Here is a 14,215-nt window from a genome sequence, read left to right on the forward strand (position 1 = left end):
GCTKTGGATGTTCCACTTGACGGAGCGTCTTCCCCTCATGTCCCTCTTGCCCACCAGGCTTTTTGCCAGACGGCTCGCGGGAGGAACGCTTTTTCTCAAAACGGTCAGAAGATGGGGGCAAATGGCTATTGGAGCTGTTTTTTTTCGTGCGTGCTTCCAGCTCTTGAACACGGTACTTCAGTTGTTCATTTTCTTTGCGTAGTTGTTTGTTTTCGTGACGCAAATGTTCATTTTCTTGAATGAGTTGATGAATGAGCTGTTTTTGTTGTTGAACTTTGCCGATTAAGCTCTCAACTGTAAATACAGCTTGTTGTACCGTCAACATGCGATTCACCTCCTTGTCTATCAATATTCACATCATGGACAGGAAAAGCAAAAAATATTCAGCTCACTTTATGATGTGGCTGAATAGTTACGAATTTTGCGTTAAGCACATCAAGATTCCTGTGATGCAACCCGGGGTACAAAGAGATTTACTTGTAATATTAGGTTGTACAATGTTGTCCTGTTTTTTGACAACAATGTCCAAATCGAAATCATCCAACTTTGCCATTCTTCATTCCCTCCTTTCCATATGTTGATATCTATCATTAACTACTTGATGAAAGATGTATAAAGACATCATAGATTCCATCTTTTTTCACCAAGCAGTTAATGAGCAAGCTGAAAAACTCCTTTTTCACATTTAGAATAGATTGAAATTCTAAGGTTTTTCTAATGTGCCGGTATATATTTGGTTCATCACCAAAAGATGTACTTGCACCTGTCATGAAAGTATGTTAGCTGTTTCTAGCCGAACCCGCAGTGCAAAACGCTGGATATTTCGGTATCCGTATCCCCGACGTTTCATCAGCTTGATCTTGTTATTCGTTCCCTCCATCTTCCCATTCGAATAAGGAGACAATATGCATGAAATGATTTCATCTGTTCGTTTGACAAGTGCTTTTGCGATGGCACGAACAGCGGAACAAGGACAAAACAAGTATCGATGAATCCAAGCGTTCAAACGACGTTTCGCTTGTCGCTCGTTTTGGCTTTTGGATACATAATGTTGAAGGGACTGATAGACAGCCTGCAAGGAATCGCTCTCTTTCTGCCACTTCTGCACCGTTTGGCGTTCCTCCTCGGTGAGTTTCTCGGGGCACTGGGTCAAGAAGCGGCAAACATACCGAACATGCCCATGTTTCTTGCCCTCTTTTCCTAAGGATTTGCGGCATCGATCCAACGCTTCTGTAAACAACTGAATCACATGAAAATCATCGACCACATGCTTCGCTTCCGGACACATCCCTTGAATGGCTTTTTTCATCGCTGGAGCCAAATCGCTCACGACATACTGAACAGAATCAGACACATGAGCCAACGCACGTCCAATGGCTTCCTCGTTCTTTCCTGCTTCAATGGCATACACTTCTCCCGTTTCGGCATCCATGACCGCCACTCCGTAGTCATGTCCTTTTCGAAACGCAAACTCATCGACACAAACTGCCTTTGGTTGGATGTCATTCGATAGGAAGGAAGGGGCATGGGTATAAAACCAACGTTCAACGGTCGTGTAAGGAAGCTTGAGCATTCGAGCCACCGCCTGAATGGAGGTTCCGATGCAACATTGCGCTGCCCATTGCTGAAACGCATCCGTCGCTACACTTCGAGGGGAAATTCCGGGATAAGAAGTGCTGAATGTCATGCCACACGTGCCACAACGTCTACGCTCCACAGGGAGTTCCACCCAAAAGATGCCGATCCGTTGAGCATACCCATGCATCCATTGCTTCTTTTTGCCTGTCATTTTGATCGTACGCTTCAAGCAGACAGGACATAACGGGCATTGTTCGGTGGGAGAAAGTTCGAAAATCCAACGTTCTTCTTCTTTTCGCACCTTTTGAATCAAAACATCTGGTAAATCGATGAGTTCTTTGATAAACTGAGCGTACATGCGAATTTTCCTCCAATGGGTTGGCTTGGTCACCTTTACCATACAGGAAAATTCGCATTTTTTGTACCCTCTATTTTCTCTATGCATACCTATCTTAAAATCTCAAGTACAACTTGTGGTGAAGAGCCAAAAATTTCGAACAGAAGATTTTATCCATGCTTATACAAAATCATTGACCCGTGATGCTAGTGGAACGCTGCGTTCAACTAGCATCACTATATGCAACTTAAATGCTATCATACGCGTAAGAAAGATCTCGGGCCAAGGCGATGCGGTTTCTATCAAGGAAGCGGGGGTGATGCCCGCTGCCCGTCGTGTATTCGCTGGCCTCCGCACGATCGTTGCCAGCCAGCTCTCAGGATGCTGCTTTGCGTGCCGGAATTGCGCAAAAGTGAAAGCCGTGAACAATGGGAAGGAGAAGAACGGTTTGCTCCGCAAATCAAAAAAGAGCGCCCTGTTTTTTCGCTTAGGACACTCTTTATATTTTCTAAATGTTTCCTATATCCGCTTCGCTACTTCTACTTCACCCCCACCGTCTGGCTTTGGCGAATGGCTTGGCGCAAGTCGTCCAAAATGTCGTCGATCGCTTCTGTGCCGACGGACAGACGCACAAGGCCTGGGGTGACGCCGGCGGACAGCTGCTCGTCCGGGCTCAGCTGCTCGTGCGTCGTGCTGGCCGGGTGGATGATGAGCGATTTCGAATCGCCGATGTTGGCCAAATGAGAGAACAGCTTGACCGAGTCGATCAATTTTTTCCCGGCTTCGACGCCGCCTTTGATTTCAAACGTAACGATCGCTCCTTGCCCGTTTGGCAAATATTTTTTCGCCAGTTCATGCGACGGATGGCTCGGAAGCCCCGGATAGTTGACCGATTCGACTGCTTCTTCCTCTTCTAAAAACTTGGCGACGGCAAGTGCGTTTTCGCTATGGCGCTGCATCCGCAAATGGAGCGTCTCCAACCCTTGCAAAAGCAAAAACGCATTAAACGGCGACAACGCTGCTCCCAAATCGCGCAAGAGCTGGATGCGCGCTTTCGTGATGTACGCCGCTTCGCCAACGGCGTCCACATACACCAAACCGTGGTAGCTCGGGTCTGGCTCGGTGAACTCCGGAAACTTGCCGCTCCCTTTCCAGTCAAACTTGCCGCTGTCAACAATCACACCGCCGATCGAATTGCCGTGCCCGCCGATGAACTTCGTCGCTGAGTGGACGACGATATCGGCGCCGAATTCAATGGGCCGCAATAAGTATGGGCTGGCCACCGTGTTGTCGACAATGAGCGGAATGGCATGGCGATGGGCGATGCCGGCCACCGCTTCAATGTCCAACACATCGTTTTTCGGGTTGCCGATCGTTTCCGCAAACAAAGCTTTCGTTTTATCGGTGATCGCCCGCTCAAAGTTTTCCGGATCGGACGGATCGACAAACTTCACCGTAATGCCAAACTTGCGCAGCGTATGGGCGAACAAGTTGTACGTTCCGCCGTAAATGGACGAGGACGAGACGATTTCATCGCCCGCCGAGGCGATGTTGATGATCGAATAAAACACCGCCGCCTGCCCAGATGACAGCGCGAGCGCCCCAATGCCGCCTTCAAGCGCCGCGATCCGCTTTTCGAACACGTCGTTCGTTGGGTTCATAATGCGCGTATAAATAAAACCTTCCTCTTTCAAACCAAACAAATTGGCCGCATGCTCGCTGTCGCGGAACACATACGAGCTTGTTTGGTAAATCGGCACCGCCCGCGCGCCCGTTTCCGCATCCGGTTTTTGCCCGGCGTGGATGGCGAGCGTCTCCGGGCGGAAGTTTTGTTCATTGCTCATCGTTTCCTCTCCCCTCTTTGATCCCTCGAGATTTCATATCCTACTAAATCAATTGGTTTTTCTTATAAAAAATCTATCATTGGATCACAACGTTTGTCAATTGCATTTTTTTAATAGTGCAAAAATTTTTATTGAAAACAGAGCCTGCCGGTGGGCAGGCCTCCTGTTGTTTCATTACCGTTTTCCAATTTCCTCTACTAACAGCTTATTGACAAGCGGTGGATTCGCTTGTCCTTTTGTCGCTTTCATCACTTGCCCGACAAGGAAGCCAAGCGCGCGGTCTTTGCCGTTTTTATAGTCTTCGACCGACTGCGGGTTGGCGTCCAGCACTTCGAGTACGATTTTGCGCAGCGCTCCTTCGTCGGAAATTTGCACGAGCCCTTTTTCTTTGACGATTCTCTCCGGGTCGCCGCCGTGTTCGACGAGTTCTTTGAACACTTTTTTCGCGATTTTCGACGAAATCGTGCCGTTTTGGATGAGTTTGATCATCCCAGCCAAGCTTTCCGGCGTCAAGGCGATGTCATGGAGCTCTTTTTGCTCGGCGTTTAAGTACCCGGATACTTCGACCATGAGCCAGTTCGACGCCAGTTTCGGATCGGCGCCGTTTGCGACCGTTGCTTCGAAGAAATCCGCCATTTCTTTTGTCAGCGTCAGCACTTTGGCGTCATACTCCGGCAAGCCCCACTCCTCGATATACCGCTTCCGGCGGGCGTCAGGCAACTCCGGAATCGAGGCGCGGACGCGCTCTTTCCATTCGTCGTCAATATAGAGCATCACCAAGTCCGGCTCCGGGAAGTAGCGGTAGTCTTCCGAGCCTTCTTTGACGCGCATCAGCACCGTCGTTTTTGTCGCTTCATCAAAGCGCCGCGTTTCTTGACGGATGACGCCGCCCGAGAGCAAAATTTTCTCCTGCCGCTTCGCTTCGTATTCCAACCCCATGCGGACGAAGTTGAACGAGTTTAAGTTTTTCAATTCCGTTTTCGTGCCGAACTTGTCCGACCCGATCGGGCGGAGCGAAATGTTGGCGTCGCAGCGAAGCGATCCTTCTTCCATTTTGCAGTCGGAGACGCCCGTGTATTGGATGATCGCCTTTAATTTTTCCAAATACGCATAGGCCTCTTCCGGCGAGCGGATGTCTGGCTCGGAGACGATCTCAATGAGCGGCGTCCCTTGGCGGTTAAAATCCACGAGCGAATAGCCGTCGCCCGTATGCGTCAGCTTGCCGGCGTCTTCTTCCAAATGAATGCGGGTGATGCCGATTTTTTTCTTTTTCCCGTTTACTTCAATTTCAATCCAGCCATTTCGGCCGAGCGGCTGATCGTATTGCGAAATTTGGTACGCTTTCGGGTTGTCCGGATAAAAGTAGTTTTTGCGGTCGAATTTCGTCTCGGTCGCGATTTCGCAGTTTAACGCCATCGCCGCTTTCATCGCAAACTCGACCGCCTGTCGGTTCAACACCGGCAGCACGCCTGGATACCCTAAGTCAATGACGTTCGTTTGCGTGTTCGGGGGCGCGCCGAACGCGTTCGGGCTGCTGGAGAAAATTTTCGATTTCGTTTTCAGCTCGACGTGCACTTCAAGTCCGATGACCGTTTCAAAGTTCATCACCTAACCCCCCTTACAACACCGGTTTTTGCTTATGGTAGTCGGTCGCTTGTTCAAAAGCGTGGGCGACGCGGTAGACGGTGCTTTCATCAAAGTGCTTGCCGATGATTTGCAAGCCGACCGGCAAGCCATCGACAAAGCCGCACGGCACGGAAATCGCCGGCACGCCTGCCAAGTTGACTGGAATCGTTAAAATGTCGTTCATGTACATCGTCAGCGGATCACTCGTTTTCTCGCCGATTTTAAACGCCGGCGTCGGCGTTGTCGGGCCGATGATGACGTCATATCGTTCAAATACGTTTTCGAAGTCGCGCTTGATCAACGTCCGAACTTTTTGCGCTTTTTTGTAATACGCATCGTAATAGCCCGAGCTTAACGCGAACGTCCCGAGCATAATGCGGCGCTTGACCTCCGCCCCAAACCCTTCGCTTCGCGTCAGTTTATACATATCGATCAAGTTTTTCGCGTTGTCCGTCCGGTAGCCGTAGCGGACGCCGTCAAAGCGGGCGAGGTTGGCCGATGCCTCCGACGAAGCGAGCAAGTAGTACGTCGCCAACGCATATTTCGAATGCGGCAGCGACACTTCTTCCCACGCCGCGCCAAGCTTCTCAAGCACGTTGAGCGCCGCAAGCACCGACTGGCGCACGCCTTCTTCGACGCCTTCACCTAAATATTCTTTCGGCACGGCGATTTTCAACCCTTTGATATCGCCCGTTAACGCCTCAACATAGTTCGGCACTGGAATGTTCGCTGAGGTCGAATCCATCGGGTCGACGCCCGCGATCGCCTGCAATACATACGCGTTGTCTTCGACCGTGCGCGTAATCGGGCCGATTTGGTCCAGCGACGAGGCAAACGCGACGAGGCCAAAGCGCGAGACGCGGCCGTACGTCGGTTTCAACCCGACGACCCCGCAAAACGCCGCCGGCTGGCGGATCGAACCGCCCGTATCCGAGCCGAGCGCAAACGGCACTTCCCCTGCCGCCACCGCCGCCGCCGAACCGCCGCTTGAGCCGCCCGGAACGCGCTCTAAGTCCCATGGGTTGCGCGTCAGCTGAAACCCGGAGTTTTCCGTCGACGAGCCCATGGCGAACTCGTCCATGTTCAACTTCCCGATCGTAATCGTCCCTGCGGCATTCAACCGCTCCATGACCGTCGCGTCGTAAATCGGGTCAAAGTTGTATAGAATTTTGCTGGCGCATGTCGTGCGCAGCCCTTTTGTGACGATGTTGTCTTTAATGCCGATCGGCAAGCCGAACAGCGGGTTCGTTTCTTCGCCTTTGGCGAGCTGGTCATCGAGCTCCTTCGCTTTCGCCCGCGCCTGTTCTTCATTTAATGTTAAAAACGCTCGCACTTTCTCTTCCACTTCGCCGATGCGGCGGTACGATTCGTCGACTAAATCGGAAATCGACACTTCTTTTTTCTGCAGCAACGTATGTAATTCCGACACCGTATGATCAAAGAGCGACATAAATCCCCCTCCTTACTCTAAAATGGCCGGCACACGGAACTGGCCGTCTTGCTGGTCCGGCGCGTTTTTCAACACTTCTTCGCGCGGCAGCCCCGGTTCTGGAATATCCTCGCGCATCACGTTTCTCATATCAAGCACGTGCGAAGTCGGCGGAACGTCCTCCGTATCCAATTCATTCAACTGCTCGGCAAACGTAATGATCGCATCGAGCTGTTTCGTAAACATCTCCGCCTCTTCATCCGTAATCGCCAACCGCGCTAGGTCAGCGACGTGTTTTACTTGGTCAATGGAAATCCGCGACATATGTTTCACCTCCGACATGGTCGACCTTCCACAATACTATGATGATACCAAACGTTCAGGAAATAAAGCAACATTCCCGCCAACATTTACTTTGTTGTCCATTGACAAATTCGAACATATGTACTATAATAGCCATAACGCATGAAAAAGGGGGATGATGACGATGAGTGAAGCGCTGCTCGCCCAAGTGCTCGACCGCTTGAACGCGATGGATGATACGCTCCGACTGCTTGTCGAAGGGCAAGAGCGGCTCGAGCGTGAACAAATCGCCATTCGCCAGGAACAAGAAGAAATCCGAAAAGAACAACAAGAAATTCGGAGAGAACAACAAGAAATCCGAAAAGAACAACAAGAAATCCGAAAAGAGCAGCAGGAAATCCGTTTGGAACAACAGCGTCTGCGCCAAGAACAAGATTCGCTTCGCGCCGGGCAAAAGGAATTGAACGGCATCGTGGCCGCTCTTCTCCACCGCCAAGACGAAACAGACGCCAAACTAGAAGCTCTCGCCGCCGATGTCCACCATCTTCACCAGGAATTTGCCTCATTGAAACAAACGGTGGACCGCCTCGAACAGAAGATGGATTCCCGCTATGAGCAATTGGCTGCCCAAATCGAAGACATCAAGCTGGACTTGAATTTCATCGCCCACCGCACCGTCGATAACGAACGAATCATTTACAAGCTGAAAGAAATGTTGTTCCGCTAATCTATTCTCAATACAGAAGGAGTTCGCCGCCATGAATGTCGCGTTTGACCATCTCGTCCACTTAACCGAGCGACCGGAGCAGGCAAAAGCTGCATTTGAACAATTGGGGTTTACAGCCATCCATGGCGGCCGCCATCCGTCATGGGGAACGTATAACGCATTATGCTACTTCGAGCATTTGCGCTACATTGAGTGGATCGGCATCGCCGACGAGCAGACGGCGAAAATGTGCGGAAATCCGCTCATCACCCAGCTTGTCGCCGACCGCCAAGAAGGAAACGGCTTCTCCCAGTTTGCCTTTCGAACAAACGATATCACAAAAGTGGCCGCACAGCTCAAAAACAAAGGATTCACCCCGATCGGTCCGCTCCCTGGCAACCGCCAACGCGATGACGGCAAACGGCTGACATGGTCGATGCTGTTTATCGAAGACGACACAGACGGCGCGTTCCGCTACCCGTTTTTCATCCAATGGGGCGAAAGCGACAATGGGCGGATGAACGAGCTGGCGCCGCTCATGCACCATCGAATCGGGGCTTCTTCTTTGTCGTCCATCGGCGTCTATACGCTCGACCTTCGCCGCGCCATCGACGTGTATCGGCGGCTGTTTGGCCTTCCTGACCACCGCTTTGGGCGCGATGAGGCAGGTGCGTACGCTGAATTAGCCGTCGGCGGCATCGCCCTTCGTTTTTATGAAGCCGACCGTCGGCCGTCAACGCGCCTGTTTTTGTGCCGGCTTGTGGGTGTACAGGAGCAGCGCCGCATTGAAATCGATGGCGGGACGTATATCGTTTCCAGATCGTGACGGGCATGCCTATTCTCACATACTCCCCTTTGCCGCCGAATAAGATGGAATAACCGCGCCTTCATCCTCGCGCGGTGAAAACGGCAAAGGGGGATTCAAACGTGGCGCATCCTTATGTGTTTCCGAAACTCCCAATGGAAACGATGATTGCGATCATCCGAAATGGGTTGACGAAAACATCCGCCCCTCAAAACATCGTCATTATCGGCGCCGGAATGGCCGGACTTGTCGCAGCGTCATTGCTTAAGCAAGCCGGCCATCGCATCACCATCCTTGAAGCGTCCGAGCGGGTCGGCGGCCGAATCTACACGCTCCGCTCCAACTTTCGCGACGACCAGTATCTTGAAGCCGGCGCCATGCGCATCCCGCACACCCATCAATTGACATTGGAATACATCAAAAAATTTAACTTGCCGCTTCACCCGTTTATTAACAGCACTCCGCGCGACATTCTGTATTTTCGCGGCGTGAAAGCGCGCCTTGGTGAATATGAGCGGCATCCCGACCTCTTTGGCTTTCCGGTCGCCTCGCATGAACGAGGCAAAACCGCTTCCCAATTACTGCAGATGGCGATTCGTCCGGTCATTCAATTCATTGAGCAAAATCCGGAAAAACATTGGCCGATTGTCATTGAACAACTTGACCGCTACTCGCTGGACGCCTATTTGCGCTACAACCCGTTCGGTCTACAGTTGTCCGTGGGAGCCATCGATATGATCAAAGCCGTTCTCTCGTTAGAAGGATTCCCCGAACTTTCGTTTCTTGAGATGTTGCGTGAACTCATGGTGCTGTTTACGCCGAATATTCGCTTTTATGAAATTGTCGGGGGAAACGATCGGCTTCCAAAGGCGTTTTTGCCGCAGCTGAAGGACGAGATTTTCTTTAGCCATAAAGTGCAAAAAATCGTCCAGCACGAAAACGGCGTCACCATCCACGCGACCCATACGAAAATTCTTCAACCGTTTCAAATCACCGCAGATCGGGTGATCGTCACCATCCCGTTTTCGATTTTGCAGTTTGTCGACATCGAACCCCGCCATTCGTTTTCCGAAAACAAATGGAAAGCCATTCGTGAACTTCATTATGCCGGCTCGACGAAAACCGGCATCCAATTTAAAACGCGGTTTTGGGAAAAAGAGGGGATGTTCGGCGGCAAAACGGTCTCGGACTTGCCGATTCGATACACCCAATACCCAAGCCAAGGCATCGACACTACGGGACCGGGCGTTGTACTAGCCAGTTATACGTGGGAAGATGACACCATTCCTTGGGACAGCTTGGGCGATAAAGAACGTCTTGAATATACACTAAAAAATTTAGCCGTTATTCATGGCGAACAAGTATACCGAGAATTTGAAACGGGAACAAGCCATAGTTGGGTGCGCTATCCATACTCCGGCGGCGCCTTCACGATGATGAAGCCGAACCAAGTGACGGAGCTGTCGCCGTATATCGCGACTCCCGAAGGAAGGGTGCATTTTGCCGGGGAACACGCTTCCACCCACCACGGATGGATTCAAGGCGCCATTGAATCGGGCATCCGTGCCGCGTATGAAGTGAACCATTCGCCAGCTTAGCATGTCGACCGGCGAAGCGGCGATCCGCTCCTTCATGCCTAGGAACAGCGATGATGGCGGAACGTCTTCATCCGCTCATACAGCTTCGGAACATCTCCAGCGCTGACTATAAGTCCGAGATCTTTCGGCGCGGCAAATCCGTTTTCGACCGTATGGCGAAGCAAGTCAAGGAGCGGGTCGAAAAATCGATCCACATTGAGCAGGCCGATCGGCTTTTGATGGAGGCCGACGCGCGACCACGAGAGCACTTCAAACAGCTCTTCGTATGTTCCATAGCCCCCTGGCATGGCGATAAACCCGTCGGCCGCCTCGTACATTTTCGCTTTGCGGGTGTGCATCGTATCGACGACCAACAGTTTGCTCAACCGATTATGCGCCACTTCCCGGTCCTTCAAAAATTGCGGAATGATCCCAACCACGCGTCCTTGATGACGGAGCGCCGCCTCAGCAACCTCTCCCATCAACCCCCGCATCCCGCCGCCGTAAATGAGCGTAATGCCGCTTCGGGCTAAAAACGTTCCGAGCTCTTGGGCCGCTTCCTTGTATTTTACGCTTTGTCCATAACTTGATCCGCAAAACACACAGATGGCTTTCATGATCATGACACACCTTTACATTATTTTACCCATCTTTCCCCATCAGGCCAATCACACCGACAAGCTGCCAGCATCCGTTCTCACCCGCCTTTTCGAACCGCAATATCGCAAAACACGCATCCCCTCTGGCTCGTCCAGAGGGGATGCGGCCATTGTCGTCATTGGTAAATATGCACAAACGGCTCATCTGCTTTCGCCTGGCGCACGATGAGGCTTTCCGGCTGGCCGGCCGAGGCGATGTAGACATTGACGGTGATGTAGTCCGGGAATTTTTCCATCACCAAGCCGGTCACGTATTGGGTAAAGCCAATCACTTCCGCTTTGCCGTAAAACGGCATCGTAATGTTAATCGTTAACTTCTGAAGCTGGTCGTTGACGTACAACCCTCTGCCGACGATGCCGGTGTAGTTCGGGAAAAAGTCTTCAACGTCTGATTTAAAATTGTTGAATTTGAGCCAGTCATCACGATGGTTCTCTTCCGCCTCATCGGACGGGAATAAATAATATTCCTCGTTCACAGCCTCCCAATCATCGATGGTGCTGCTTCCTTCATCGACATGGGTGACGGCGAAAAAGTGGCCTGGAACGACAGATGAACGGGGCGCTTGTTTGTATAAAGCGATCGTAATCGGCACGTTGCCGAGCCCTTTCATGCTCCGCAGCCGCTTCAGCACCTCGGCGGCGATCCGCTTTCCTTCCCGTTCGATGACATCGTCTTTGATTTTGACCTCGCGCGGATAGCCTTGCTCGGTCGAATAATAGTGGACGGAGTTTAACGCCAGGCCGATAGCGACGCCGCCGAGCTTCACTTTGTCGTTGTCGACCTTCACCAAATAATCATGTTCCAAAATGCTCGCCAAATAAATCGGGCTTTGTTTGTTTTTTTGTTCATTTGTTCCCGTGTCGCTGATCGGTGGGTTTAAGCCGATGTTGTCTTCCGGCTTCATTTTCTCTTCCTTCAGCTGGCGAGTCGTCTTCTTGCGAGCGAGCCATTTCCCGACCGTCTCGCTGTCCAAATATTGCCCCTCTTGGAACAAGTACTCATCCGACGGAAACTGCTCAGTGGCGAGGCGCATGAGCCCCGTCTCAAATTCGTCAACATCAAGGCGCGTATTTAAATCATTGACGACCTCCCCACGGGCCCCGGACGGTTTGAACGGCAGGATGACGCGGTAATACGAGTCGGCAATGTTGTATTTCGGGATGACGGCTTCTTGCTGTTTGCTGCCTTTGTCTTGCACGACTTCCTCGCCTTTGTCAAACTTCGGCGCACACGCGGACAACAAACAAATCGAAGCGAGGCCGACAGCGGCCAACCGCTTTCGGGCCCGATTCGTCCAACGGCAGGCAACCAAACTGCGAAGTGGTGAGATTCGTTTCATCGTTTCCCCCTGCTGATCTCTTGCAAAAATCGTGATTCGTCCCAAATCTCAATGCCGAGCTGCTGGGCTTTCTCTAGCTTCGATCCGGCGTCCTCGCCGGCGATGACGATGTCGGTGCTGCGGCTGACGCTGCCGGTGACGCGCCCACCGAGCCGTTCAATCTCTTCTTTTGCCTCATTGCGCGACATCGACGCGAGTTTGCCGGTCAAGACGACAGTTTTGCCAGCAAACGCCGACGTGGCTGGCGCTTCAGCGGCTCGCTTCGGTCCTTTGTATGCCATGTTGACGCCGTAAAACCGCAGCTCATTCAACAGCTCGGCCGCTTCTGGCTGGGAAAAGAAAGCGGTGATCGAGTCCGCCATTTTCTCGCCGATTTCCGGCACGGCCATCAATTCCTCTTTCGTCGCTCTTTCCAGCCTCTCCATCGTTTCAAAATGCTCAGCTAAAAGTTGGGCGGCTTTCGCTCCGACGTAGCGGATGCCAAGACCGAACAGCAACCGCTCGAGCGAGTTTTGCTTCGATGCCTCAATGGCCGCAAGCAAGTTGGTTGCTGACTTTTCGCCCATCCGTTCCAAACCGATGAGCTGTTCTTTCGTCAGCCGGTACAAATCGGCGACATCGTGGACGAGGCCAGCGTTAAACAATTGGGTGACGACTTTTTCGCCCAACCCTTCAATGTTCATCGCTGCTCTTGAGGCAAAATGGATGAGCCGTTCGCGCAGCTGGGCCGGGCATTTCGGGTTTAGGCAACGGAGCGCCACTTCTCCATCCAGGCGGACGAGCTCGCTTTCGCATTCCGGGCAGTGCGTCGGCATCACAAACGGCGTTTCATCCCCGTCGCGCCGGTCGACGACGACGCCGACCACTTCCGGGATGATGTCGCCCGCTTTTTTAATGATGACCGCATCGCCGATGCGAATGTCTTTCTCCCGGATAAAATCTTCATTATGAAGAGTGGCGCGCTGCACGGTCGTGCCGGCGACACGGACCGGCTCAAGAATCGCTGTCGGAGTGACAACGCCCGTGCGTCCGACGTTCACCTCAATGCCGATAAGCGTCGTCACCACTTCCTCGGCTGGGAATTTGTAGGCGATCGCCCAGCGCGGGCTTTTTGCCGTGACACCCAGCTGCCGCTGTTGGGCGAACGAGTCGACTTTAATGACGATGCCGTCGATCTCGTACGGCAGCTGCGGCCGTTTTTCGTGCCACTCATTGACGAAGGCGATCACCTCATCGATGTTGGCGCAGCGCCGCCGCTCGGGATTCACTTTAAACCCGAGCGCCTGTAAGTAATCGAGCGCCTCGCTGTGCGACTCAATACCAAGCTCTTCGGCATTGGCCAAACCATAAACGAACAAATCGAGCTGGCGCGACGCCGCCACTTTCGGGTCGAGCTGGCGGAGCGAGCCGGCCGCCGCGTTGCGCGGGTTGGCAAACAGCTCCTCGCCTCGGGCTTTGCGCTCCTCGTTTAAGCGCAAAAACGACGCTTTCGGCATGAACGCCTCGCCGCGCGCCTCAAGCGACACCGGCTCTTTCAGGCGAAGAGGCAGCGAGCGGATCGTTTTCAAATTTTCTGTAATGTCCTCGCCCGTCGTTCCGTCGCCGCGCGTCGCTCCTTGCACGAAATAGCCGTCTTCATAGCGGACCGAGACGGCGAGGCCGTCGATTTTCAACTCGCATACGTACGCCGCTTCGCCGACTTCTTGGCGGACGCGGCGGTCAAAATCGCGCAAATCCCCTTCGCCAAACGCGTTCGCGAGGCTCATCATCGGAACGCGATGCGTCACTTTGCGGAATGCCTCAAGCGGAGGGCCGCCGATGCGCTGGGTCGGCGAGTCGCTCGTTTTCAATTCCGGATACTGTTCCTCGATGGCAATCAGCTCTTGCATGAGCCGGTCATACTCGGCGTCCGGGACGGACGGCCGGTCGAGCACATAATATTCGTAGCCATAGCGGTTGAGCAGTTCGCGCAGCTCGGCCGCGCGCCGTTCGGCTTGTTGGCGGTCCATAC

Annotated in this window: 13 protein-coding genes; 3 read left to right on the forward strand and 10 right to left on the reverse strand. The window is 52.6% G+C overall.

From position 1 onward, the window contains the following. The 7 genes from B1A75_RS14730 to gatC form a co-directional block, all read right to left on the reverse strand. Window positions 1–325, reverse strand: a 325-nt coding sequence (locus B1A75_RS14730) for a DUF6444 domain-containing protein (RefSeq protein WP_254866642.1), incomplete at its 3' end; no start/stop codon positions are given. Between the two features lie 87 nt (window positions 326–412). After that, window positions 413–553, reverse strand: a complete 141-nt coding sequence (locus tag B1A75_RS14735; RefSeq protein ID WP_079936422.1) for a gallidermin/nisin family lantibiotic — start codon at window positions 551–553, stop codon at window positions 413–415. A gap of 213 nt (window positions 554–766) precedes the next feature. After that, window positions 767–1,936 carry an ISL3 family transposase gene (locus B1A75_RS14740; RefSeq protein ID WP_074044128.1) on the reverse strand — a complete coding sequence of 390 codons (1,170 nt, stop codon included), beginning with the start codon at window positions 1,934–1,936 and terminating at the stop codon, window positions 767–769. Between the two features lie 518 nt (window positions 1,937–2,454). Further along, the gene (locus tag B1A75_RS14750) at window positions 2,455–3,759 is read right to left on the reverse strand and encodes a homocysteine synthase (protein ID WP_074044130.1); all 1,305 of its coding nucleotides are present in this window, start codon (window positions 3,757–3,759) and stop codon (window positions 2,455–2,457) included. Between the two features lie 174 nt (window positions 3,760–3,933). Then, window positions 3,934–5,364, reverse strand: coding sequence for an Asp-tRNA(Asn)/Glu-tRNA(Gln) amidotransferase subunit GatB (gene gatB, locus B1A75_RS14755; protein WP_074044131.1), 1,431 nt, complete (start codon window positions 5,362–5,364; stop codon window positions 3,934–3,936). A gap of 13 nt (window positions 5,365–5,377) precedes the next feature. After that, complete coding sequence (gene gatA / locus B1A75_RS14760) at window positions 5,378–6,835, reverse strand: Asp-tRNA(Asn)/Glu-tRNA(Gln) amidotransferase subunit GatA (RefSeq protein WP_074044132.1); 1,458 nt, start codon at window positions 6,833–6,835, stop codon at window positions 5,378–5,380. Between the two features lie 12 nt (window positions 6,836–6,847). After that, window positions 6,848–7,138 (reverse strand): Asp-tRNA(Asn)/Glu-tRNA(Gln) amidotransferase subunit GatC, encoded by a 291-nt coding sequence (gene gatC, locus B1A75_RS14765; protein ID WP_074044152.1) that lies wholly within the window; start codon window positions 7,136–7,138, stop codon window positions 6,848–6,850. Between the two features lie 157 nt (window positions 7,139–7,295). On the opposite strand from gatC, the gene B1A75_RS14770 reads away from it, so the two are divergent. The 3 genes from B1A75_RS14770 to B1A75_RS14780 all read left to right on the forward strand — a co-directional run bounded on the left by B1A75_RS14770 (window position 7,296) and on the right by B1A75_RS14780 (window position 10,226). Next, a complete protein-coding gene (locus tag B1A75_RS14770) occupies window positions 7,296–7,844 on the forward strand; it encodes a hypothetical protein (RefSeq protein ID WP_074044153.1) in 549 nt (182 codons plus the stop codon). A 31-nt stretch (window positions 7,845–7,875) separates the two neighbouring features. After that, window positions 7,876–8,649, forward strand: coding sequence for a VOC family protein (locus B1A75_RS14775; protein WP_079936423.1), 774 nt, complete (start codon window positions 7,876–7,878; stop codon window positions 8,647–8,649). 134 nt (window positions 8,650–8,783) lie between these two features. Next, window positions 8,784–10,226: a flavin monoamine oxidase family protein gene (locus B1A75_RS14780; RefSeq protein WP_074044154.1), complete on the forward strand. Its 1,443-nt coding sequence runs from the start codon at window positions 8,784–8,786 to the stop codon at window positions 10,224–10,226. Between the two features lie 38 nt (window positions 10,227–10,264). Here the strand turns inward: B1A75_RS14780 and B1A75_RS14785 are convergent, their stop codons facing one another. The 3 genes from B1A75_RS14785 to ligA form a co-directional block, all read right to left on the reverse strand. Beyond that, a complete protein-coding gene (locus tag B1A75_RS14785; protein WP_074044134.1) occupies window positions 10,265–10,822 on the reverse strand; it encodes an LOG family protein in 558 nt (185 codons plus the stop codon). Window positions 10,823–10,980: 158 nt separating this feature from the next. Further along, complete coding sequence (locus B1A75_RS14790; protein WP_074044135.1) at window positions 10,981–12,204, reverse strand: CamS family sex pheromone protein; 1,224 nt, start codon at window positions 12,202–12,204, stop codon at window positions 10,981–10,983. Then, on the reverse strand, window positions 12,201–14,213 hold the full coding sequence (ligA, locus tag B1A75_RS14795; protein WP_074044136.1) for an NAD-dependent DNA ligase LigA: 2,013 nt from the start codon (window positions 14,211–14,213) through the stop codon (window positions 12,201–12,203). The genes B1A75_RS14790 and ligA overlap by 4 nt, the downstream gene beginning before the upstream one ends. Between the last annotated feature and the right edge of the window lie 2 nt (window positions 14,214–14,215).

The organism is Geobacillus sp. LEMMY01, from assembly GCF_002042905.1.
GTDB classification, from domain to species: Bacteria; Bacillota; Bacilli; order Bacillales; family Anoxybacillaceae; genus Geobacillus; species Geobacillus proteiniphilus.